The organism is Ktedonosporobacter rubrisoli, assembly GCF_004208415.1.
In the GTDB taxonomy this organism is placed as follows: Bacteria; Chloroflexota; Ktedonobacteria; order Ktedonobacterales; family Ktedonobacteraceae; genus Ktedonosporobacter; species Ktedonosporobacter rubrisoli.
In genome coordinates this window covers 3,425,063-3,448,437 of record NZ_CP035758.1, presented here as the reverse complement: position 1 = coordinate 3,448,437, position 23,375 = coordinate 3,425,063, and the positions used below count along the sequence as shown (strand labels likewise).

21 protein-coding genes and 3 pseudogenes are annotated in these 23,375 nt (G+C 51.1%); 9 read left to right on the top strand and 15 right to left on the bottom strand.

Annotation, left to right across the window (positions count from 1 at the left end; genetic code table 11):
- Positions 1 to 162: 162 nt before the first annotated feature.
- From EPA93_RS15410 to EPA93_RS15395, 4 genes are all read right to left on the bottom strand, one after another.
- On the bottom strand, positions 163 to 438 hold the full coding sequence (locus tag EPA93_RS15410) for a hypothetical protein (RefSeq protein ID WP_129888366.1): 276 nt from the start codon (positions 436 to 438) through the stop codon (positions 163 to 165).
- Positions 439 to 521: 83 nt separating this feature from the next.
- A complete protein-coding gene (locus EPA93_RS15405) occupies positions 522 to 704 on the bottom strand; it encodes a hypothetical protein (protein ID WP_129888365.1) in 183 nt (60 codons plus the stop codon).
- Between the two features lie 80 nt (positions 705 to 784).
- Positions 785 to 1,093 carry a YciI family protein gene (locus EPA93_RS15400; RefSeq protein WP_129888364.1) on the bottom strand — a complete coding sequence of 103 codons (309 nt, stop codon included), beginning with the start codon at positions 1,091 to 1,093 and terminating at the stop codon, positions 785 to 787.
- Between the two features lie 25 nt (positions 1,094 to 1,118).
- On the bottom strand, positions 1,119 to 1,682 hold the full coding sequence (locus EPA93_RS15395; protein WP_242527416.1) for a TetR/AcrR family transcriptional regulator: 564 nt from the start codon (positions 1,680 to 1,682) through the stop codon (positions 1,119 to 1,121).
- 818 nt (positions 1,683 to 2,500) lie between these two features.
- Here EPA93_RS15395 and EPA93_RS50955 point away from each other — a divergent pair.
- From EPA93_RS50955 to EPA93_RS50350, 3 genes and pseudogenes are all read left to right on the top strand, one after another.
- Positions 2,501 to 3,617: pseudogene (locus EPA93_RS50955) on the top strand (IS3 family transposase).
- A gap of 118 nt (positions 3,618 to 3,735) precedes the next feature.
- Positions 3,736 to 3,885, top strand: coding sequence for a recombinase family protein (locus EPA93_RS50355; RefSeq protein ID WP_277988897.1), 150 nt, complete (start codon positions 3,736 to 3,738; stop codon positions 3,883 to 3,885).
- Positions 3,886 to 3,941: 56 nt separating this feature from the next.
- Positions 3,942 to 4,325, top strand: a complete 384-nt coding sequence (locus EPA93_RS50350) for a recombinase family protein (protein ID WP_277988896.1) — start codon at positions 3,942 to 3,944, stop codon at positions 4,323 to 4,325.
- A 401-nt stretch (positions 4,326 to 4,726) separates the two neighbouring features.
- Here the strand turns inward: EPA93_RS50350 and EPA93_RS50345 are convergent.
- From EPA93_RS50345 to EPA93_RS15350, 6 genes and pseudogenes are all read right to left on the bottom strand, one after another.
- Positions 4,727 to 5,349, bottom strand: a pseudogene (locus EPA93_RS50345) (carboxypeptidase M32); the annotation flags it as partial.
- 65 nt (positions 5,350 to 5,414) lie between these two features.
- The gene (locus EPA93_RS50340) at positions 5,415 to 5,828 is read right to left on the bottom strand and encodes a gluzincin family metallopeptidase (protein WP_129888359.1); all 414 of its coding nucleotides are present in this window, start codon (positions 5,826 to 5,828) and stop codon (positions 5,415 to 5,417) included.
- On the bottom strand, positions 5,722 to 6,276 hold the full coding sequence (locus tag EPA93_RS50335) for a gluzincin family metallopeptidase (protein ID WP_129888358.1): 555 nt from the start codon (positions 6,274 to 6,276) through the stop codon (positions 5,722 to 5,724). The genes EPA93_RS50340 and EPA93_RS50335 overlap by 107 nt, the downstream gene beginning before the upstream one ends.
- 833 nt (positions 6,277 to 7,109) lie before the next feature.
- A complete protein-coding gene (locus EPA93_RS15355) occupies positions 7,110 to 11,372 on the bottom strand; it encodes an nSTAND1 domain-containing NTPase (protein WP_129888357.1) in 4,263 nt (1,420 codons plus the stop codon).
- A gap of 67 nt (positions 11,373 to 11,439) precedes the next feature.
- A complete protein-coding gene (locus EPA93_RS48400) occupies positions 11,440 to 11,616 on the bottom strand; it encodes a CU044_2847 family protein (protein WP_165423136.1) in 177 nt (58 codons plus the stop codon).
- Positions 11,595 to 11,792: a hypothetical protein gene (locus EPA93_RS15350; protein ID WP_129888356.1), complete on the bottom strand. Its 198-nt coding sequence runs from the start codon at positions 11,790 to 11,792 to the stop codon at positions 11,595 to 11,597. The genes EPA93_RS48400 and EPA93_RS15350 overlap by 22 nt, the downstream gene beginning before the upstream one ends.
- Positions 11,793 to 12,596: 804 nt before the next feature.
- On the opposite strand from EPA93_RS15350, the gene EPA93_RS48395 reads away from it, so the two are divergent.
- The 4 genes from EPA93_RS48395 to EPA93_RS15335 all read left to right on the top strand — a co-directional run bounded on the left by EPA93_RS48395 (position 12,597) and on the right by EPA93_RS15335 (position 14,566).
- Complete coding sequence (locus EPA93_RS48395; RefSeq protein ID WP_165423135.1) at positions 12,597 to 12,761, top strand: transposase; 165 nt, start codon at positions 12,597 to 12,599, stop codon at positions 12,759 to 12,761.
- Positions 12,762 to 12,922: 161 nt separating this feature from the next.
- Entirely contained in the window at positions 12,923 to 13,108 is a 186-nt protein-coding gene (locus EPA93_RS15345; protein WP_129888355.1) for a hypothetical protein, read from the top strand.
- Entirely contained in the window at positions 13,105 to 13,698 is a 594-nt protein-coding gene (locus tag EPA93_RS15340; RefSeq protein WP_129888354.1) for a transposase, read from the top strand. The genes EPA93_RS15345 and EPA93_RS15340 overlap by 4 nt, the downstream gene beginning before the upstream one ends.
- Positions 13,699 to 13,843: 145 nt before the next feature.
- On the top strand, positions 13,844 to 14,566 hold the full coding sequence (locus EPA93_RS15335; protein WP_165423134.1) for a BUD32 family EKC/KEOPS complex subunit: 723 nt from the start codon (positions 13,844 to 13,846) through the stop codon (positions 14,564 to 14,566).
- Between the two features lie 126 nt (positions 14,567 to 14,692).
- Here the strand turns inward: EPA93_RS15335 and EPA93_RS15330 are convergent.
- Positions 14,693 to 14,983 (bottom strand): annotated as a pseudogene (locus tag EPA93_RS15330) (recombinase family protein).
- Positions 14,984 to 15,538: 555 nt separating this feature from the next.
- Between EPA93_RS15330 and EPA93_RS15325 the strand changes: the two are divergent.
- The gene (locus EPA93_RS15325; protein WP_129888352.1) at positions 15,539 to 17,194 is read left to right on the top strand and encodes an IS1182 family transposase; all 1,656 of its coding nucleotides are present in this window, start codon (positions 15,539 to 15,541) and stop codon (positions 17,192 to 17,194) included.
- A gap of 218 nt (positions 17,195 to 17,412) precedes the next feature.
- Here the strand turns inward: EPA93_RS15325 and EPA93_RS50735 are convergent, their stop codons facing one another.
- From EPA93_RS50735 to EPA93_RS15305, 4 genes are read right to left on the bottom strand one after another with little or no spacing between them, the layout of a single operon-like run.
- Positions 17,413 to 18,099, bottom strand: a complete 687-nt coding sequence (locus EPA93_RS50735) for a phosphopantetheine-binding protein (protein WP_129888351.1) — start codon at positions 18,097 to 18,099, stop codon at positions 17,413 to 17,415.
- The gene (locus tag EPA93_RS15315) at positions 18,051 to 19,271 is read right to left on the bottom strand and encodes an amino acid adenylation domain-containing protein (RefSeq protein ID WP_129888350.1); all 1,221 of its coding nucleotides are present in this window, start codon (positions 19,269 to 19,271) and stop codon (positions 18,051 to 18,053) included. The genes EPA93_RS50735 and EPA93_RS15315 overlap by 49 nt, the downstream gene beginning before the upstream one ends.
- A 54-nt stretch (positions 19,272 to 19,325) precedes the next feature.
- Positions 19,326 to 20,141, bottom strand: a complete 816-nt coding sequence (locus tag EPA93_RS15310; protein ID WP_129888349.1) for a thioesterase II family protein — start codon at positions 20,139 to 20,141, stop codon at positions 19,326 to 19,328.
- A 45-nt stretch (positions 20,142 to 20,186) separates the two neighbouring features.
- Complete coding sequence (locus EPA93_RS15305; RefSeq protein WP_129888348.1) at positions 20,187 to 21,701, bottom strand: FkbM family methyltransferase; 1,515 nt, start codon at positions 21,699 to 21,701, stop codon at positions 20,187 to 20,189.
- A 310-nt stretch (positions 21,702 to 22,011) separates the two neighbouring features.
- Here EPA93_RS15305 and EPA93_RS15300 point away from each other — a divergent pair, with 310 nt between their 5' ends.
- Positions 22,012 to 23,256: a cytochrome P450 gene (locus EPA93_RS15300; RefSeq protein WP_129888347.1), complete on the top strand. Its 1,245-nt coding sequence runs from the start codon at positions 22,012 to 22,014 to the stop codon at positions 23,254 to 23,256.
- The last annotated feature ends 119 nt before the right edge of the window (positions 23,257 to 23,375 follow it).

Here is a 23,375-nt window from a genome sequence, read left to right as displayed (position 1 = left end):
GGAGTCTTCTTTGGCTACTTTTCTTCGCTTAATACCTATGGGCTTCTAGCCCCAGAAACTGTCTCCATTGTTTCTCGTTCAGCATAGTTCGCATCTGCTGGTACTTGTTTATTCGGCTAGTGAGCATCATGCCTAAGAGTAGGCCATGTTCCTTTTCTGAGGTCAAGCTATTTTCGTGAATTTCCTAAGCGTCACCAACTGCTTACGCATCATGAACAAATCTCCCCACGGGAACCACTGGCGCATCACGGTCCCTCTATACCCACGGGGATAGAGAACAAGCTGCTTGACCACGAGACGACACCAAGCAGCTTCCTGTGGAAGGATGACAGAGCTGCTTGCTCCCTCACCAAAGAAAGTTTTGGCTCGTAGCAACTTGAGGAGCAGTGTGTGGTGTCGGTTCGGGTCGAAGTCGACCAGCTGAAAAATGGTACCCATGCTCTTTCCAACCTGAAGCTAGCCAGTCCTGGTATGCGTTCGCGCGGACTGCGCCTGCCGCCGTTATCGATCCAGTTGTAGCTCTAGGGCGCCACGCGCACTTGACAGAGCCAGCGAAAGACGGTGAGGGCTGGTGCTTGCACCGGCCCAGCACGGAAATAGGCTGTATCGTCTAGGGTCAGATACTCATCACAGGGAAACGGCTTTGTTCTCTCGTCAGTGATCGTTGCCCAACTGGAAGCAAGAGATCTCGGCAGTGGTTTCACCGGAGCATCTCTCCTCCTGATGAGGAGGCGGGCCAAAATCCTTCTTGATGCTTTTCTTCCGCCACTTGACTCTCTTTCCATCAGCTTCCTGATGGAGTGGTGCGAGCTTGATACTGATTGAAGTAGGCATGCCAGGGATGCAGGTGCGGTTCAACCACCCGCGCCTGCACAAAGGGATCGTGTGCAACGATTTTCCGCGCTTGCGCTTCGTCCTCGACATCGAGAATGGCTATGGCGCCCTGATTGTCTAGGAACGGACCGCCCATGAGCAGCTGCCCGGTCTCAAAAACCTGTCTCATATACTTGGAATGTTCGCGATAAAAGGGAAGTTCAGCCACCGTTTTCACCGTCTGCCACGCTGGACCCTGGGTATAGATCATGACAAACATTCTGGTTCTCCTTTGCAAACCACTGTTAGACGAGCTGGTACAATGCACCCAGCTCCTCGCCCTCAATGGATGGGATGATGTGCTGGCTGCCCACGTACCTACTCGAGAGGAGCCTGGCAAGAAGCTTTGCGTACGGGGGATCAGCCCTGATGGCAAAGACTACCACTTCCAGATACGCCAGTCGCTGCTGGTCGATGCGCAGGTGATGAACGCGCACCTGGTCATCGTGGAAGGCCCAGCCACGCAGAGCCACATCGAGCCGGGAAGAGTGTAAGCTCGCCCGTATCACCCGTGCCAGCTTTTCAGGAGGCTTCGCCTCCTGCTCTGCCCATTGGAGAATGCGAAGGGTTCCTTCTTCTTGCCAAAACGAGAGCAACCGTTCTTGAAAATCCTGGTAATGATTACTATGGTGGGAAAAGGGCCCTTTGGTCACCCCAAGTCGGCTGGTCAAGGACTCGATGGGGAGTGCTTCGGCTCCTACCTCTTCAAGCAGAGAGAGCCCTTCTTCGAGCCATCTGCGTCTGCTGAGTTGCGCCATGGCCGGTTCCTCACTTTGCTCGATACGTTTCTCTTGCTCAAAGCATACCATATGGTATGGTATGCTTGCAAGGGGAGAATGTTCTTTTCCTCTGTAGGACTCAAAATTGATGTCCTTGACCCAGCATAAAGAGGCAGCAAATTCCCACAAGTACGGTCCTTTCCTCCCACAATGATCGTCCTTAGCCGATGATTCTCCCACCAATAAGGTCTCTGGCCTCTCTTCAGCGAGAGGGTCAAGTGCTCCTATTGCTCTTGGTACATCTTTTTGATAGTATTCCTTCCGTTTTTTCCTCATGGGCATATGGAGAGGCGATTCTCCTGAGTGTCGAGAGACGAGAGGAGTGGGACGGATGACACGAATGGTGAGATCCTCCTTGGAGCGCTCTTCTCCCCCTCTTTTTGGAGGGTCTCAGCAGGATTGTCCTTGATGAGGGTGCAAAGAGGCACCACAATCCTACAAATAAGGTCTTCGTGAAGAGGGGACGGTGTTTTTCTTTTGCTCTCTTCTCCTCTTCTTACGACTATAAGAAGAGGAGAAGAGATTCTGGTGTGAGGAGAAGGGTTATGGCTGAGGAGCGGTGGGATTGTCGAAGGCCGCGAGGCGCTCTCTGACGCGGCGCTGGAGGGCTTGGAAGCTAGAAGTGGCCTGATGCTGTTTGTAGGCTTGAGATAAGAGGTCGTGAGCCTCTTTCGCCTGGGTGCTCAACAGGAAGCGTTCAGGAAAATACTAGAAGGCGTGCTTTTTTTCCGTGGCCGAATTGATACTCCAGTGCATTGAGTGAGCCTGCCCCGCTTTAGTGGAACAGGGAAATCTTCGGATAGACTGTTTCAGAAGGAGAGCAGGGATCATGGCAAAAGACCTACACAGTGGAGTTGAAGCGGGAGGCTGTTCGCTTGTCAGAGACCAGTGGCAAGTCGATCGCCCAGGTCGCTCGCGAGTTGGGCGTGAGCGACACCTCGATTTACCAGTGGCGCAAAGAACTGGCAGCCCAGGGCAGTGAAGCTTTTCCGGGAAGGGGGCTTTGGAGGAAGAAAATCGGCGACTCAAACGGGAACTGGAGCGCACACGCCAGGAACGCGATATTCTAAAAAAAACAGTCAGTATCTTCTCACACTGCCAGGAGTGAGGTATCAGGTCGTGGAAAGATATCGAGAGGGCTCTCCAGTCAGACTGCTCTGCGAGACGCTTGAGGTGTCGGTGAGCGGGTACTACGCCTGGAGAAACCGTCCCGTCAGTGAGCATCAGAAGGAAGATGGCCTGCTTGCAGACCGCATTCAAGCAGCTTACCAGGCCAATCGGCAAGTCTATGGCAGTCCTCGTTGGCATGCCGAACTGCACGCTCACGGGATCAGGGGTTCGCGCAAACGGATAGCTCGTCTGATGAGGGAGCAGGGTCTGTACGAAGAAGTCGATGGCACCATCGGACGATGGCAACCATAAGGGAGCCTGGAGCACGTGTCGCGGCGAATCTCTTAGATCAGGATTTTACGGCCAGTCGCCCCAATGAAAAGTGGATTGGGGATATCACCGCCGTCTGGACCTAGGAAGGATGGCTCGCGCCTTTCGGTGGTGCTTGATCTCTTCTCGCGTCGCGTGATCGCATGGGCGATGGCGGCATGCCAGGATCAATCCTTGGTCGAGGCCGCCTTGCGGATGGCTCTGCTTGGACGCCATCCACCAGCTCACCTGCTGTTTCATTCCGATCGCGGATCGCAGTACCCCAGTGAGGGGTATCGGGCTCTGCTTGCGGAGGTCGAGATCACCGCAAGCAGGAGTCGCACCGCCAATTGGTACGAGAATGCGGTGACTGAGGCATTTTTCGGGACGCTCAAGGGCCAATGTGTGGAACGCGTTTGCTTGCAGACACGAGGACAGGCCAAACAAGCCATCTTCGAGTATGTGGAATGCTTCTCTCATCGCCTTCGCCGACCTTCCTCCCTTGGCTCTCTCAGCCCGGTTGTTTACGAGCAACTCATGTGTTAGCCTCAAAGGTTTGGGGCTAACACAAAAGCGGGTGCATCTCACCGTGAGCGTGGAGCTTACTCTTGACGAATCTCAAAACCTCACATGATTGACGGGAAACCTGAGACAAAAGGAAGAGATGATGAAAATTGGATATGTTCGTGTCTCAAAGCAGGAACAAAACGAGGAATTGCAAGTCGACGAGCTCAAAGAAGCTGGCTGCGAGAAGTGGTTTATGGACAAGATGACCGGATCAAAAGTAGAGCGAAAGGGATTAAACGAAGCTTGAAGTATTTGCGTCCTGATGACACCTTCAAGGTGTGGAAATGAGATCGAGCAGGGCGTTTGCTCCCCCATCTGATGAAACTGCTCAAGAACCTCCAGGCGTGGGATATTGAGTTTGTCAGCATTACCAAGCAGATTGACACGACCACTTCAGGTGGCAAGCTCATCTTTCATCTCATGGGAGCACTGGCAGAATTTGAGCGTGATCTCATTCGGGAGCGTACCAATGCGGGACTCGCAGCAGCCAGAGCCAGAGGGCGCGTCGGTGGACGACCACGAAAGCTCAAAACGAATGGGAAAGTCGCTTTAGCTCGCCGGATGTTTGCTGAACAGAGTCACTCTATCTCAGAAATCTGTGCAACGCTTGGAATCTCCCGCGCAACCCTGTATCGGTATGTGAAAGAGGCAAAAAAAGCACCGAGAGGCTCTGATCAGCCTGCATAAGCTTGAGATGGACACCCACCACACTTCCTCATTCTTTAGAGTAAAAAATGAACTGATTATCTGGCCCCTTTGCCCTTAGAGTAATTGAGAGGAAAAAAAACGGAGAGACCCCAAGTATTATAAATCTCAGCAGAGGACTGAGGGAGGTACCTCTATTGAATGAAGCGAAGTTCAGAACACTTCAGACGCGATCGCGACAATTGCCTGAAATTGAACACGCCATCTTGTGTATGCTGGTGGAACAGACAAATCACGGTCTCTGAGTATGAATGGAACGAAAAAACAACGCTAAGGCGCCGTTAAAAAACAACTTCCGTTCGAGCCATCAGAACTGGTAAGATGGAAATTACAAAATTCGGTGGAACTGGTCCATTTTAAGTAAGCCGGTGATGGCAGAGTCATCAGTGCAGTGCGTAGAGCCTGGAAAACTTCTCGGTCAGATAGGTGACGAGATACTGCGGGTTGGCATCTACCCCTGACACATGCTGTAACAGTTCATTGGCCCGATAGATGGAACCGAAGCGATGAATATGCTCGCGCAGCCACGTGAGAATGAACGTGGTCTCCCCCTGCTCAGCCGCTCATCACAATCGGCGAACTGCCGGCGTAACGCGTGAGCGATCTGGGCACTATATAGATTACCAAGGGTAAGGCCAGGGAAGGAGCCAAAGCCACTCACCCACTGCACATCTTGAAGCGCCCCATTGGCGTCGCTTTCAGGCTCAATTCCCAGGTACGAGCGATACTTCTCCTTCCAGAGACGTGGCAGCGATTCCACCGCGATCGTGCCGTCCAGCAGCGCCTGTTCCAGTTCAAAGCGAATGATGATATGCAGGTTATAGGTGACTTCATCGGCCTCAACACGGATGAGACCGGCTTGGACGTGGTTGAGCGCTCGCGAAAACGCCTGCACACTGATCTGCTGAAAGGGGTGGGGGAGGGCCTGCTGAACCAACTGGTAGTGATGGTGCCAGAACAGCTCGGATCGCCCAATCACATTTTCCCACAGACGCGACTGAGACTCGTGGAAGCCCGAAGAGGTGCCATGGGCAAGAGACGTGCGTACTAATGCCTTGTCACACCCTGTTCCTAGAGGGCATGGCCGCCTTCGTGCAAGGCGGCCATCATCGAGGTGGGCAAAAAATCGCTAGACCGGATGGTAAGACGGACGTCTTGTGGGGCTCCCAAACCCATGAAGGTAAAGAGATGAGGGGAAAGAGCCAGCCCTCCCCGCGAGAAATCAAACCCAATGGACAAGAGAAGCTGTTCTGCGAGCGCTCTCTGCTGTTCCTGCGCGAAATTCCCTGTCAGGAAACTGGTCTCGGCCCGAAGGTGGCTATCCTGGATGCGACGGAGCAGCGACATGCTGGTCTCGCGGATCGGCGCGAAGAGACGTTCAAGCTCCCTGGAGGTCATGCCAGGATTCCCGCGATCGAAAAGCGCATCGTAGCGATGTTGCTGGTAGCCCAGGCGATCGGCGACCTCGCGCTGGAAGGCGATCATGCGCTGCAGGTGTGGGGGCAAAGATGGCAAAGTCATTGGTGGCACGGGCACGGACCCAGGCCTGATAGCTGATCACGCTTGCCCGTTCCATTTCCTCAACCAGGGAGCGAGGCAGCTTGGTGGCCCACTCATAGTCGTGGCGTATCCACCGGACCAGGCCGCGATCAGTGTTGGTAAACGAGGAGTGCTCAATAACCCCTTCCAATTCGTCGAGGAGTTGACCCAGGCGAGCAGCAGTCCTCTGTTCAAGGATGAGCCCTTTGAGTGTGGCTGCTTGATGAGCACGAACCTCGCCTGCCTCTTCTGGCAGACCGCCAGTCATTTGATCCCATCCCAACAACGAGCCTGCCGCTTGCAGATCGGAAAGGGAGTGAAGCAGATGCGCCAAGTCGCGTATGCGGTCATCAGTGCACGTTAAGCGAATGGGTTCCTCTTCGATTACCTGCATGCTTGTTCTCTTTCTTGTGGATGCAAAGGTCTCACGAGATCCTGTCTCTTTATGCGTATTGTATCATGGCTGTGTGCTGAAAGGGCAGTGGCCTTGCTTCGAACAAGCTCATCCATCACCGAGAACGAGCCAGACCCGTTTTTCGTTCCATTTTGGATACTGTTGCTAAATTGCTCATCACGCTCAAGAAGCCTGGAGAGCAGCAAAGCGCGAGGTGTGAGTCTTTGGTGGAATACCAGCTTGCCAGGCAGCAAAGCGAACCAGATTGAGAGCGCTCGCTGTCAAAATGTGTTGGAGACGTGTTTTCGCCTCGCCAATGGAGCGTGATCGGCGCAATCCGAATGCGAGATAGTATGTCTGGTAATGTCTCCCAACGTCTCTGGCAAGCGTAAAAATCGTGGGAAGATCTCTGTGAGAAATCCATTTTCTCCGGGCGTCTCTGGATGTTGCTGTCACAATAACTCTGCAGGCTTGAGGTCCTGAGTTGTATCCTGAGAACTCCTATCACTCTGACTGATTGCCGGGGAGCGTGCCTTAGCGTTGCTCTCAGATATTCCAGGGCTTTCTCCCACGCTCACCTTCTGGAGAAAGATGCTTTCATCCTGGCGATGCGGTACCAGTTTACAGCAAGAATGATTGCGTCCCATTGAGGGGAGGGCAGTGGCATTGCACTTTTGCTCTTCTCTGCCAAAAGCAAAGCGATTGCGCTTTTGGCAAAGGTGTCAAATCTCAATGATTCATTGAGGATAGAGGTAAGAGGGTATTTCAAGTCTTGGCAGAGCACACTGTTTCTTGCCTATTCTCTTCAAGGCGTCTGATAGATGTTTCACTTGTCAAAATTCTCTCCAGGCTAAATCTGTATAGGTTTTACGATATGGCTCATTTCCCAAAGAGGCTTGCCACTCCTCTTGCGTCAGGTTTCGGCTGAGATGTAATCTTGCCTCCGCAATGAGATCTTCTGGTTTCCACAGCCAGAGACGGATGATGTTGTCCTCGCTCGCTGTGGCCAGATAGGCATCATCCTTGCTAAATCTCATGGCATATGTTATGGCACTATGAAGTAAACAGGCACGCTTCTCTCCTGTGCTCGTCTCCCAGATACTCACTGTCTGATCTGTGCTCGCCGTCGCTAGATAAGTCCCATCAGAGCTAAAAATTCCTAATTGAACAGCTTTAGTATGCTGCATCTCGTTTATCAGCAGGCCGGTTGTCAGATCCCAGAGTCGCGCTTTCTCATCTGTACAGGTTGTTAGGAGGTACTTTTTATCAGGGCTGAGGGTGAGTGAAGAGAGTGTTTCCTGGTGAGGCAGTGTATACGCAGGCTGTTCCTTCATCGTCTGCCAGCACCAGAGTGCTATCTGATGGTCGTTGGCTGTTACAAGGTAGTCATCCTGGGCACTGAACAGCAGTGTGTGGACTTGTTCTTGCATTGGAAGAGTGAGATGCAGGCCTCTTTCATGCTCCCATTCTCGGATATGAACAATTCCTGTGCGTGTTGCAATAGCTAGGAAGCGTTTGCTGGCGCTCAATGCAAGTGCCGTGATCGTCTCTCCTGGAAGAAAGATCCTTGTCTCCTGAGCTGTTTCAAAATTTTTGATCGTAATTGTTCCATCGGGACCAGCTGCGGCGCAGTAACGATGATCGTCGCTTAAGATACTGACTGGGGAATCTGTTAAAACAAGCCGTTCTCTGTAAGTATTGAACAGGACATTAGCTGCCTCTGCTTCCTGTATAGGCTGCTGTGCGTCATGGTCATGGCACATTTTCCAATGTTGGATACGATTGTCCCCCTCAACTGCCACATGAAGCACCTGTCTACCCTTAAAAGCATCAACAAGAAGGCCGCGAACCTTTCCTTGATTATATGGTCTGGACATTATCTGGCTCCACTGACCAATTTGCCAGATATGTACATGGCCATCATCGCCTGCCGTCACAATGTAGGGTTTATGGGGATGAAAGAGCACATTCCTTACCGGCCCGCGATGTGGCAAATAATGCACCGGGATCTCCTGATCGAGTCGCCATATGCGAGCCAGATGATCCTGGCTTGCCGTCGCAAGTATATATTCGTGCGGATGAAAACAGACAGCGGTTACTGGAGCCTGATGTGGGAAGCGCTGTGCTTCATATCCTTCTTTCAGATCATACACTCTTGCTGTCTTATCCTCGCTCCCCGTCGCAATATACTTCCCATCAAAACTGAAGGAGAGCACATGTACTGCTCCATTGTGACGAAAAATATACTCTGGTTTGGGCTTTCGTCGCCATCCCCATGTGATATCCAGTGGCCATTTCCAGAGCCTGACTGTTTTATCTTCGCTCGCTGTTGCAATATATGTATCGTCAGGACTAAATGCGACAGTATTTACCAGAGCATCATGGGAAAAGACCGCAACTTGTTTTCCATTGCTGATATCCCATATCCTGGCCGTATGATCAGCGTTGGCCGTTGCAACATACCGTCCATCGGAGCTAAAGGTAACTGAGCGTACAACTCCCGGATGTGAGAAACAATGGATGCTCTTGTCCAGGTAAGAGGGAGAGACAGAGCTGGCATCATTGTTTGGTAGTACATCTGTTATGGACCAGATCCTTGCCGTTTTCTCTTTACTAGCGGTAGCAAAGAGAAGAGATGGCTGGTTAGTTACAGCAACAGCGTGTATTGGGCCAGGATGATGTAACCCTACTAGTATCGAAGCTCTTTGCGTATCCACAATCCAAGCTTTCCCATAGGTATCGGCGACAACAATATACGCTCCATCTCCACTCACAGCGCTGGCCTGTAGTGGTCCTAGCGGAAGATTGAAAATTGATTGATCATTGATGTTGGCACCAGAGAGCCACTGTAGACCGTCGAGACCTGCAATAACCAGGGTATTTCCATCTCTTGTGTATAAGACGGACCGAGTAATAGTCCGTCGATTGGCGCGAAAAAGGAGACGCGGGAGCAAAGTCACTCCTTGCCGTAAGGCCTGTTCAGCCTCAATACAAGGGAAACGTTTTATCGCCTCTACGGCTAATAAAAGGCTTTGTTCAATAAGATGTGGCTGCGTTGTTTGAAGCAATTGGGCTTGTGTTGCAATACGTTGCGCCAGTGTACGCTCTTGGAGCTGCTTTGTCTCTTCGTGCTGATGGTTGCGTGTTTCTTCTTGTTGACGCCATTCTATACTTGCTTGCAAAAATGCTTGTTCTTCAAGTGTAAGTTTATGAGCACAGTGGGGGAACCAGAGTGCTGCTTCCGTGACATCACGCCCACGAAGCAAAATTCCCTCATCCCGGTGCTGAACTTCATATGGACTACTCTGCACCCATTTGTTCGCCCGATGCCTTATTTCCCGCCGCCAGGAGAGAAACTGATGATCTTCTCGGAGCCACGTCTGTAACAGATCCCATTCTCGGAGCAATACGTCATGAATAATCTTCACCGTGACGTTCTTCGTCTTCTCATCCAAACTTGTTTCCAACAGATGAGCTTGAGCAAATATCTCAACAACGGCGCGCACTTCCTCTTCTTCCTGTGGAGCATGACAAAGCCCTGTGAGAGTCTTTTGAATACGGCAATCAAGTCGTCCCTGGCGATCATCTCCCAAGTCAACGAGATCTGTGAAGATTCGGCGGGCCAGAGCTTGCTGCCGTTGTGTCAGGCTCTGATAGGTTTCCGTTGCCCATTTTGTGAGCGCACCTGCTGTTCCTCCCACGTGCTCAAAACAAGCATGGGTGAAGTAATGATCTGGACTTTGATCCCACATATGTTTAAGTAAGAAGGCAAGCAATGGGAGCCCTGAACTATGTCTTTTTTGCAGCGCATCACTTGGCTCTGCAAGAGTTGTCATGCTATCTTCTGCTATTTTCTCTTTAAGGCCGTTTTCAAAGTGGAGATCGACAACTTGAGCAGGATTCTCAATGACTTCCATGATTTCTTCATATCTCATTGGAGGTATATTGCTGAGTTGACGCTCGACCAATTTGATGAGTTCGCTGTGCTCAGCCAGTTCGCTATAGCGATCATCACTCATCGCAAGGATGATAGTGACTGCCAGATCACTTTGAATGAGTGTCACCAGTTGCTGAATAAATTCTTTGCATAGGTCTTTTTTGGTCCGAGTAAAGATCTTTTCAAATTGATCAAAGATAAGAACAAGTCGTTCTTTCTGCGGATGATTCCGTTGCCAGGCTCGTACTCCCTCAATCAGCCTCTGTCCACGGGAAGTAAGTAACCCGCTGGCGCGTAGGGGAAAAAGAGGATCATTCGTCTGTTGGAAAAGAAAAATTTCCCAATGATCGCTGCGGGCTATGCGTTTACCGCTACGTAAGAGCGGTAACACTCCAGCTTGCAAGACAGAAGTTTTCCCACTGCCAATCGGTCCTAGAATGGCAAGAAGCCTTTTATCGCGCAAGAGCAGCTCAATCAACTCATGAATATAACGTTCACGACCAAAAAAGAACTTTGCGTCCTGCTCTGTAAACGGCTCTAGCCCTTTGTAGGGACAAACATCTTCTAGATGGAGCCGTGGGCAGATATTCTGTACGACTTCTGAAGGGAGCACGCATGCTACATTGGCCATTCTGGCACGGTTATCTGGCTTCGTAATGGAGGTAACCATTCCAATTACGCAGCGTCGCTGCTCGTCCCAAATGGGAGCTCCACTGAAACCAACAGCAATCGCATTTGCCTCAACAGTAAGCACGCGATGGCCTGTTGTCGCATGGATGGTTTCTCCGCTCATCATTCCAGAGGCAGGTAATCCCTGCAAGGATTCGATATTTGGAAAACCGAACGTCGAGATCCTATGACCGCTCGTGTATTGCGAAGATCCTAAATGTAATGGTCTCACGTTCCGAGGGAGAGAAGATTCGATCTGGAGGAAGGCGATATCTTCTTCCTGATCTGAGCGCCATAAATCAGAAAGTACTCTAGCAGTATAGGGACAATCCGGCAGCACATAAAACGTGACCTTGACTGATGATGGTAAAACCTTGCCAAGAACATGTGCACATGTGACAAGTAAACCATCATCAGAGAGCAAAAATCCAGCACCAATGTTTTGTCCACTCTGGATGAGCGCAATACCAGCTTTGATATCTTCACTCATAGCCTCACTCCGCAAGGCCTATAGCCTTGAGATGATCAAAATAGAGCAGATACTATAGCAATCCTGGTTACTGATTTTCCTGCTTCTCCTTATCCCATTTCAGTGTGACAATGATATTTGCCTCAGAGGCTGTAGCCGCAAGAAGCGCACCAACTTGTAAGCGAAAGGTAATGCCCAACTGGATTTCATAGGCATGAGGATGCAGCGTCTGTATCATCGTATTCACATGTCGTATAGCTGGCATGACCTTCCCAAAAGCTCCCTCAAATGTATCTTGGCTTTCACAAAAGCTTCTTTGATTTCATCAGTACGTGAGGCGGCAACAAGGCCTCCCTCAGCTTCGACTTCAAGTTCATCTTCATTGACTTCAACAACAACTTGAGTACCATCTTCCATGGAAAATTGGACAAAACGTTTCATAATCATCCTCCAGAGAGCATATCTGTTCATGCGCCAGCTATGGGATGTACAATCTACTTCTATACGAAAAAGTAAAAACCTCCAGGAAAAACAAATAAAATGTTGTAATTTAAGATATATGCTAACAAGTGATATAGAGCATATATGAGAATAGACGCTTATTTTAGGGATATTTCAAATGAGAACTCATGGAAGAAATGCGAGTTTTAGCTGGTCGATAATGTATCTCTTTAACCTGTTTGGCGAGGAATGTTCCTTACTTGCTTGACGCTCCCTCTTTTGTAGCTCCATATTTTAGCGCCCCTCACCTCGTAGAAAATGGGGTCCCGATATAACTAGAGGAGATGAAGACCTTGACGAAGAAGTGAGCAGGCTTGCTCGAAATAGAGCTACCAGTGGCAAGCAAGGGGGAGGTGGGAGTTTGAGGAAAGGACGAGAGCTGCACATGGAGCAGGAGTGGAGCCTCCTTGTGCATGGGGGAAACGCAGAGAAAAGTTGCCTGAGAGAGGGACGACATCACAAGCAGATGAATCGCCTCTCAGGCAGCAATGGGTGATGAGCACCTTCATTGCAGCCAAGAGGGGCAAGCGTTGCTGTGGCTTCCTGCTGACACTGGCCCAGAACGCGGCTAGGCGCTTGTCCACTTGTCCCCAAATGCGCAGCCGTTGCGCATTTGGGGAGCTCATCTGCTCGCATGACCAATCGGCTCTCAGAGACCCTCCAGACGCTTGGATTTGCCACCTGCGGAGAACTGGGAGAGCGTCTTGCACCCAAACTGGGGATGCAGGTTTCTGGACCAACAGGATGCGGGCCCGCATCTACACCCCACCTACGTCTGTGCCCATTGTTGGGATCGACGATTGGGCGTGGAAGAAAGGTATGACCTATGGCACGCTGGTCGTAGACCTCCAAAGTCGTCGCCCGATTGAACTCTTAGAAGATCGCAGCGCCCAAACAGCGGAAGCCTAGCTTAGATCGCATCTTTAAATCGGCATGCGGCGACCCCTTTCTTCAGATATGGAGTGGAGCATGCCGCTCCTTTCTTGCAAAAACTATGCATATATGCTCTACTTATGTATATGGATAGAGCGATACGGATACAACTGAAGCCGACTCACAAGCAGAAACAATTGCTTGATGAGACTACGCGCCAATTCACGCAAGTCTTCAATGCCGTATGTGCCTATGGTTGGCACCATGGCGAGAAGAACGGCGTTCGGCTTCATCATGCAACGTACTATGAGTTGCGTGAGGCATATCCTCGTTTGAACTCCAATGTGCTCATTCAGGCACGTATTAAGGCTGCTGAACCTTGAAGTCTGCCTTTGATCGCAAAGCAAAAGGACGTAAAGCAGGGCAACCTCAATCCAAGCTCTGCCCTATTCGCTACAATGAGCGTACCTATGTCCTTAACTGGCAGACACAAGAAGTCAGCCTTTCCACTCTTGAAGGGCGTATTCTTATCCCCTTTCAAGTTCCACCCTACAGCAGCAAGTATGCAGGCTATCAGGTCACTACTGCTGATCTGTGTATCCGCAATGGGCGCTACTGGTTGCATGTTGTGGTGAGTGTCCCTGCCCCTGATGGGTCTCAAAGTGATGAGATAATTGGGGTTGATTTGGGACTCAACCGCCCAGCTGTCACATCCAATCGTCACTTTCTTGGCTCTCACCACTGGAAGGAGGTTGAGCGCCGCCGTAAGCTTCAGTCCAAAGGAACAAAAAGTGCAAAACGACATCTCAAAAAGTTGTCTGGTCGCTCTTTGCGATTTCACCGGGACTGCTTTCACGTCCTCTCCAAACATATCGTTCAGAACGCCACCCCTGGCTCTACTATCGTGATTGAGAACCTGACCCACATTCGCAGTACTAGCAAGATCAGGAGGAAGGGCAGGGCAAACGCATAAGAAATTGCGCATAAGAGGCTGAGGAGTTATAGTAAGGTTACTATTCCATCTTCCTCCGTTCTACCAGTACGGCGTAGGATCGACCGGATTCGGCGCGTGGCGGGAACTGGCCACACATGTGATGACGACCAACGAGGTGCTTGGAATGCAATGCGAGTGCTTCCCGCTGCTGTATCACTGGCGCGTGCTGCCAGGGCCATCCCCAACACAAGCGCCAATGTCTGATGAGCAAGCGGAAAGAGAGCATATGGTTGCATATTGGGACGGTTCCCCAGCGGTGCGCGAGCGGCTTGAGGCGATTGCGCGAGCATCGGCCCAGGTCGTGCTGTTTCTCGAATACATCCCGCAGAACCTCCAGCAATGGCTCACAACACAGCTCGCTCTTGGCGGCGAGGCGGTCGAGCAAGCCATCGCCAGCGTGGAGCGAGGCTTGCAAACGGGGGTAGCGGTCATGAAGGCGATGGGGTTGCTGCATTTTGACACACATTTCCACAATATTCTGACCGACGGTCGGCATCTCTATTTTGCCGACTTCGGTCTAGCCACATCCCCGCGCTTCGAACTTTCTGAGGCCGAGGTGGCCTTTCTCGGTCTCCACATGAGTCATGACGAGTGCTACACTGTCACACAACTGGTCAACTGGCTGGTTATGGTTTACACAGACGCGCGTAGTGCCAGCGTCCGCAACGAATATATCCGCCGATATGCCCAGGGCGCCAATCCTATCAACATGCCAACTTCAATTGCGGCGACCATCAAACGCTACGCACCGATCGCAGCCATCATGAACGACTTGTATTGGAAATTGCATGGGGAAAATCGAACGGTGCCTTTCCCATCCGATGAAATCCAACGTGTGCATCCTTGATGGTGAGAGGGGATCTCCGTGAATGCTTCGTGCTTGAACGACTCACTTCAAGTTACGAGCTTCTTATTCAGCGCATGCAAGCCTTTGCTGAAAGTAGCGAGCGACTGCATACGATCATGACGGATTTCACAGCGACCATACGGTAACCTGTCGGACTAGTGTGTGCAATTTCTCATGCGTTTGCCCTGGCGTCTCAATGAGGTCTTTAAGGGAGCGCCCCAGGCGGTCAAGCTTCCACACGACAAGCGTATCTTCTGGTCTGAGAAATGCCAGCGCTTTTTCTCATCCCTTTCGCTCGAACTTGACCCCAGTCATGGTATCACTGAAATATTTCTCGCATCCCGCCTCTTTCAAAGCGTCTCGCTGTAACGCCTCGTTTTGCTCGTGTTTGGAGATACGAATGTAACCAACCTTCATAAAAACCTCTACTGTAAGTGTCACTTACTCATCTCACCTAGCGGAAAATGACACTTTGATTCTGGCACATTTTTTGAGACTGCCCCAAACTCAAAGTTCACACTCGCGGAGAGGATGCATCCCGTGGGAAGAAAAGCTGAACGATGAGTGTCAAAAAAGGGTCGATTTTGCATCTGTCTTTCTCAAGAATGTTGGAGCGCTGCCACTCAGACAAGCAAGCATGAGGAAAGCGATCAAACGAGATTGCGGAGAAAAACGGCTTCTCAGGTCTCTTTTCCCGCACTGCAAGCGTGTACCTGGGGAGAGCACGCCCCGCTCTTGCCCCTGGACCGTTCAGTTCTCTTTCATGTGACCCACTCGTGACCTCTTATGATGGATCGGCGCACTCCTGCGAGATCCATTCGTCCTGAGAACGTGTTGAACAGAGAGAAGAGGAGAACATCCTCAAGTTTGATACTGCTGGCGAACCTCTCTGGCCTGGGGGAAGTAGCACTCAGTGAGAGGTTTTGGTATGATAGCCAAAACTGATCAAGAGGAGCTAGAAGGAGACAAGCGATGTCACTCAAGTCACAGCCAATCAATCCTGTCCCCGAAGAAACGGTTCGGATTGCGCGAGCAGTCTACCCGAAAGGGAACGTGTCCATACACATGCGGGATGAGTTGGGGACCATCTATGAAGATGAGTCCTTCGCCGCGCTCTTTCCCAAGGATGGGCAACCAGCCGAGGCGCCGTGGCGTTTCGCCCTGGTGACGATCATCCAGTTCGCTGAAGGACTCTCAGATCGACAAGCCGCTGATGCGGTGCGAGGTCGCATTTACCTCAAATATGCCCTCGGGTTGGAGCTTTCCGACTCAGGCTTTGATGCCTCAGTGTTGAGTGAATTTCGTGCCCGCTTGATTGCAGGCCAGGGGGAGGAGCAATTGTTGACGGCAATGCTCACGCTCTTCAAGCAGCGGGGCTGGCTAAAAGCACGTGGGAAACAGCGTACGGACTCAACCCATGTCCTGGCCAAGATTCGAGCCCTCAATCGACTGGTCTGCGTCGGAGAAACCCTGCGCCATACGCTCAAATGTTTGGCGATCGTGGCTCCAGAGTGGCTGCGTGAACACAGCCAGCCAGAGTGGGCGGATTGCTCTGGGGTGCGTCTGGAAGACTCGCGATTGCCCTCTGGAGAAGAAGAGCGACAGGAGTGGATACGGCATGTGGGACAAGACGGCGCCAATGTCCTCAGCGCTCTCTATGAGCCGGAGGCCCCCGCCTGGTTGCGAGAAGTCCCTGCTGTCGAGATCTTGCGGCGCGTGTGGACTCAGAACTATCTGTGGAGCGAGGGGAAGCTCTGTTGGCGCGCTGCGGACAATATCCCTCCTGCGACCCTCTACCTGAGCTCGCCCTACGATGTGGATGCGCATTACGGCAAGAAGCGCACTACCAGTTGGGTTGGCTTCAAGGTCCATCTGACAGAAACCCGTGAGAAAGATCAGCCACACCTGATCACGCATGTGGAAACAACGACCGCCCCCATCAGCGATGATGTCAGCACCCCAACCATTCATGAAGGACTCAGGCACAAAGGCCTGCTCCCGGAACAGCACATTGTCGATGCTGGATATGTGGATGCCCAACTGTTCCATCAGAGCCAGCAGGATTACGATATTGATCTCGTCGGTCCCCCTCATCCTGATGTCAAATGGCAAGCCCGCCAACAGACAGGCTTCGCAGCAGGGCAGTTTGCCATCGACTGGCAAACGCAACAAGCCGTTTGTCCGGAAGGCCACGCCAGCATGAGCTGGACTCCAGCCATCGACAACCGCCACAATGAGGTCATCAAAATCAAGTTTTCCACCAAGGATTGTCAAAGTTGCCCTAGTCGCCCCTTGTGTACCCACTCGACACGGGTCCCGCGTCGGACCATCACCGTGCGCCGAGAACAAGCACATCAAGCCTTACAGCGCGCCAGGGCACGTGCCACAACTGAGGAAGTCAAAACCTTGTATGCCCAGCGTGCCGGAGTGGAAGGGACCATTTCGCAAGGCGTCCGTGTGATGGGGCTGCGACGATCACGCTACATCGGTCAAGAAAAGACCCATCTCCAACACGTCGCGACGGCTGCTGCTCTCAATATCGTTCGGGTCGTGCGCTGGCAGGATGGCGTTCCCCATGCGCAAACTAGGCATTCCCCTTTGCTTCAACTCCTCCGTCCGGTGGCGTAGAGTCTATCTGGGTTCGCCAGCAGTATCAAGTTTGTGCCAGACCCCATAAGCAAGTTTACAGAGCTAAGTGCTAGCTATTTTGTCATTCTCATCTACCCCGTTGCCTACACATCATTTCTTTGAATGAAGGTTTACTGCAGACCCTGGAGAAGCCTATGGCCAAAGCAAGCAGAACCAAGAAAACAGGGGCAGAGGAAGCCTTTCTCTTGGTGAGGAGGCTACTGTTGTGAGGAGAAGGCACTTTTCTCCTTCTCCTCGGGTAGAAGACCGCCAGCAGGAATACGCTGCTCTATTTCTGCTGCGAGATGCCGTATGGTTGGATACTCGAACAGCGTTCGTAATGGGAGCTCCACGCCAAAGGTTGCTGCTATCCGCATTATAAGTTGCGTTCCTAGCAAGGAATGACCTCCAAGGAGAAAGAAATTCTCATCCCTTCCCACCCGCTCTAGCCCCATTAACTGAGTAACGATCACTGCAAGTTGTGCTTCCAGAGGCGTTTGAGTTTGCTCGGCAGCATTATCGTGCAAGCTATTGAGCAAATGAGGCTCAGGAAAGGCGGCTCGATCCAATTTTCCATGAGCCGTTAAGGGAAGCGTCTCTAGCTGAACAAAGGTGGTGGGGATCATGTAGTGAGGCAAACGTTTCTCTAAGACCGCTCGTAAAGCGTTCTCTGAAATGCATGAATCCGCTTCGGGTACGATATAGGCAACCAGGTATTTCCCTCTCACAGAATCCTCGCGGGCGATGACGGCACTTGTCTTCACACCTGCCTGTTCATTTAATAAGGTGACGATCTCATTGGGTTCAATCCGATAGCCGTGAAGGTTGATCTGAAAGTCAGTGCGCCCAAGAAACTCTATTTCTCCATTTTCACGATAACGGCCCCTATCACCTGTTCTATACAAACGAGCCCCAGGCTTCTTCGTAAAGGGATTGGCGATAAACTGTTTTGCTGTGAGCTCCGGTCGATGAAAGTAGCCACGAGCAACTCCATCCCCCCAATGTAGAGTTCCCCCACTACGCCAGGCGCTACTTGCTGCCCTTCTTCATCTAAAATGTAGATCTGCGTATTAGCGATAGGACGTCCTATGGTTGGAGGAGAGGCACTCCGTGCCGCCGGCAGAATAGGACCAGAAGTGGCGACGACTGTCGTTTCTGTTGGTCCATAATTATTGACCAGAGTAAATGGAAGAGAGGCGGGAGGATACCGATGAAGCGTATCTCCCCCTGTCAGCAAGAAACGGAGGGACGTGCAGTGTGGCCATTCAAGCGTTATCACTTGCTCTGCAAGTGGTGTCGGGAGGAACGCCATCGTGATGTTTTTGGCGAGAAACCAGTCGCGAAGTGCTAGTGGCTGCTTGCGTATGCTCTCTGCAATCACATGGACACTGGCTCCACAGGTCAGATATGGCCATATTTCCCACCCTGCTGCATCAAAGGCCGGGCTCGTTTGCTGAGAGGCGCGATCTGATGGGACAAGCGAAAAGGCGTTTTGATGCCAAAAAACGAGATTGAGGACATTGCTGTGTGTAATTTGCACTCCTTTGGGCATCCCGGTTGAACCTGACGTATAAAGCACATAGGCCAGATCATTTCCTGTTGCGCCAGAGTATGGGTCATCCATGCTCTGCTGGGTAAGCCAGCAGGCATCCGTATCCAGACAGAGCACGGAAGTACCTTGTGAAGAAAAACGAGATGCCAGCTTACTCTGAGTCACAAGTACTGGGGCTTGCACATCTTCTCTCATGAAGGCCAGCCGTTCGGTGGGAGAAGTGGGATCGAACGGTACATAAGCTCCTCCTGCCTTGAGAATACCAAGCAGCCCTATGATGAGCTCAATCCCACGCTCCAGGCAGGCTCCTACAGGAACGTTAGGTTTTATCCCTAAGGTTTGTAAACAGTGGGCAAGTTGGTTGGCCCGCTCATTAAGTTCTCTATAGCTCATTGTTTGTTGCCCATCGGTAAGTGCCAAGGCTTGAGGTGTGCAGCGGACTTGTTGTTCGATGAGTTGATGAATACAACGAGCTTGTGGATACTGCTGCTGAGTAGCCGTATTTGGGTTTCGCTTTGCACACATAGGTGCTCTCCTCTCTAGAATGAGTTCTACGATTGCTTACACATAGTGCTCGCTTCATCTCCATGAGGTATTAGGGGAGAGAGACTGGTTGGGACGTAGTGTGCCGTCACTCCAGTACAGGATCTTCTTGCTGATCTCACTGAGCAACTCCTGGCGACTCTCGTGGAGAAAAAAGTGTCCACCCTCCAGGAGATGAAAGGTAAAATCACTTCGTGTCTGGATATGCCAGGCTACAAGCTCTTCATTGCTGACCAGATGATCCTTTCGACCACCAAAGACAACCAGGGGGCAGGCAAAGGGTTCATCCTCCTCATACTGATAAGTCTCGCCCAGGGTAAAATCTGCTCGTAGACTTGGGAGGACAAGTTGCATGAGCATACTATTCTGGAATGTTTCTTCAGTTATGCCATTCAAGCAATGAACACCTTCCAGAAATTCTGAATCGGGCAGTGCATGAAGAGGGATCTGCCTGCTGGGCAATTGAGGGGCACGATGAGCCGCCAAAAAGAGGAAAGCTGGGGTCACTTGATAAGATCGTCGTAGCTGGCGAGCAAGGGTAAAACTGATGAGACTGCCGACGCAATGTCCGAAAAATGCGAAAGGAACATCAAGATAGGGATGAAGCACTTCTGCTAATTCCTGGACAAGAGGCACAAGTTGGGTAAAAGGAGGTTCTCGGAACCGACTTTCTCGGCCTGGAAGCTCTATCGCACACACCTCTATGTCTGGTGGCAACTCTTGTGACCAGGTATGAAAGAGCGATGCACCTTTCCCCGAGTAGGGAAAACAGAAGAGTCGTAGACGAGCATGAGGATTGGGACGAGCTCTGATCACCCAGGTATGAAAATCCGGGTGCCGTTCAGATACCATTAAGATCTTTCCTTTCTATGAGCAATCCAATCAGTATGTACGCTTTTACCGCTCCTCTTTTGTGGTGGAAGGAAGGGAGGGAACAGTAGCAGCCAACTCTGTCAGGATGGGGTGCTGGAACAGATGCATGATGTTCATGTCTATACCCTTTTCTCTGGCTTGAGCTACGACCTGCATACCGAGGATGGAGTCTCCTCCAAGCAGAAAAAAGTTGTCATGCCGTTGCACTTTAGCCACAGGGAGGATTTGCGTCCAGATGTCTGCAAGTATACGCTCCTCATCGGTCTCAGGCGTGTAACTGCGTTTGGAAGAGCATGCCTGCTCTCTAAGGGGAGGCAGCGCTGATGTATCAACCCTGCCATCAGGGAAGAGGGGAAAGTGTTCCAGGAGGATGAAATCAGAAGGAAGCTCCCAGGGCGCTAAGTACGTGGTTGAAAATTGCATGACCGCATCGCAAAGTGCTTTTGGACTCTGCCATCCGCGATCTTCTGTCTGCTCCCTATGAAGGTCTATCTTGGCAGTGGATGTAGGGCGATAGCGCTCCTGCACTGCAGATATATAGTGCAGACCAGTTCCTTCGAGGAAACGATCTTGTGTGAGATGCAGGCGATAGCCGTGCCTTTGGAGGAGAGCTTGAATCTGTGCTACACGATCATCAAGGTCATGCACTTCGATAACAATTTGTCCAATCCTGAGCCAATCGTGCTCTTCTATCCCCAGCAGTACATCCAGTTCGCTTTTTTCCACATCGATTTTCAAAAGGTCAATCTGTTCTATCTCCTGCTCGCGCATGATCGACGAAACTGTTTTTACAGGGCAAACAAACTGCTCAGTGATCAAGCGCTCTTTCAGCAATGTATCTAGCTCATCAAGGGAAGGTATCTGCTTGCTCTCGTTGATCTGTTGTTGATTGAGGAGGAAAGTCTTGACGACATCGCGCTCTTGCTCATCCTGGGCCAAAAAGCCGGATAGGAGCGAGCAGTGTGGATAATACGTGAAGAGTTCACTCTTGTCCTCCTTAGAGAGACCGCAGGCAAAAGGATGAGCTTGGACTGCATAGAGTGACATGTTGAGTTGTAACAACTCAAAAACAGAAGGAATCGGCTCAAAAGCGTAAATGCAAGCTGTAGGGCAAAGTTGATGGATGAACAGAGAGAAAAGACCGATATTTGCTCCTACATCAAACACGCAAGCGTGCTCAGGCAAACACATGCTTTCGCTCAGATAGTGCTTGTCCTCAAATATCTCTCGATAAATTAACTCTGTTTCATTGCGGCCTTTCTGAAAGACCGTCATACCATTGGGGAGTTCATACGTGGGATGTTGGGCAAGAGTCCCTGCGCATTCCAGGCGCAATAACTGGCCAAGAGGGCCTGAGCGTGAAGGATCTGGAACCAGATATGCGACGAGATGCTCTTGTCCAAAGGTATCCTCCTGTACTATAACTACCGCCTTCTGGATGTCTGGATGGCAGTTCAGGACCTCTTCAACCTTCTTCAGGTTCATCGCTGGCCATTGCTGATGCTCTCGCATCTGGAAGCCTTCTGTAGAAATATACATCGTCCACCTCTTCTCTTCATTCTCTTCTCTCCTCCCCCTCTGGAGAGAGAAGTACAATTTCCTGTGCTTCTAGTAGAGATCGACCTGGGAAGTATTTTCTTGAGGATACCAGGATATCTATGCTTCTTGATGGCAGAATCGCATAGTAACCAGAGCCGTGCACAGCTTCATTCCCTCGTTGGTATACTGAGAAAAAAGTGATGTACTTCTTTGAGTGTCTCGCTGAGGGCACAAGCAGCCAGAGCTGCTTGTGCTCTAAACGAATGTAATGTTGGCAATATTCATCGTAGAAGTCTGGAGGAAATATATCATGGCCTTATCGTCAGGTCAGGAGAAAAATGAAACGCTCAGTCTCTATCATCTTCTCGATCCCGAAGTGCTTGCTAATCCTTATCCTCTCTATCATCAACTCCGCAGTACTGATCCGGTGCATTGGGACCCCTATTTACATGCCTGGGTGGTCACGCGCTATGCAGATGTAGTGACAGTTTTCCAACGCTTTTCTGCCAATCGTACCCCGACATCGCAGCAGTTGAGCGCCTTAGGGCTTCACAAGCTTGCCCCATTAGCCCAGGTGATGGTCCATCAAATGCTCTTTCTCGATCCTCCGGCTCATAGCCGTGTACGGACCCTGGCTTCCCGAGCCTTTACCCCTCGACGTATTGAAGTGCTACGCGCTCATATCCAGGATATCACCAATACCCTACTGGATGCTGTTTTGCAGAAAAGGCACATGGAGGTCATTAAAGATCTGGCCTACCCACTTCCGGCCATCGTTACAGCAGAAATGTTGGGAGTTCCAACTGAGGATTGGCCTCAACTCACCGCTTGGTCTGCTGATTTCGCCCAGGTCCTGGGAAATTTTCAACACAATCCCGATTTTGCCTCCCGGGCGCTCAAAAGTCTTGAAGAGATGATTGCCTACTTTCAGGCAGCGGTGAAGCAACAACGGGCCCATGCGCGAGAAGGACTGCTCAATGCCTTACTTATAACAGAGATCAACGGTGATCGTCTGACAGAAGAAGAGGTGATTGCCAATACTATTGTCACGATGGTTGGTGGGCAAGAAACAACAACAAATTTGATTGGCAATGGAATGTTGACCTTGCTTCGTCATCCCGACCAGTTAGAGAGATTGAGGCAAGACCCCTCTCTCCTTCCCTCTGCCATTGAGGAACTGTTACGCTTCGAAAGTCCCAGCCAGCATACGGCACGCCTCGCTCCTCAAGACGTGAAACTGGGTGGCAAGCACATCAGCAAGCGCGAGGCTGTTATTGCAGTGATGGGGGCTGCCAATCGTGATCCGCAACGTTTTCCAGATCCAGATCTGCTCGACCTTGGTCGTCAAGATAATCGTCACGTGGCCTTTGCTTGGGGGAACCACTTTTGTTTCGGTGCTCCTCTGGCCCGGCTTGAAGGACAGATTGCCTTTGAGTCTGTGCTACGGCGCATGCCATCTCTCCAATTAGAACCACAGCCCATTTCCTGGCGGGCCAATCTCGGCCTACGTGGCTTGAATGAGCTTCATGTGGGGATACATGAGCCACGTGCCTGAAGCCCTAAGAGATCATGCTCGTGGCTTCTGGATAGCTGGGCAAACGATGTGCAAGAAGCTCACAAACCTGTCTCCGGGAGAAAGAAGGCATGGGAATGGCTCCTTTCTCCTAAGCTCAG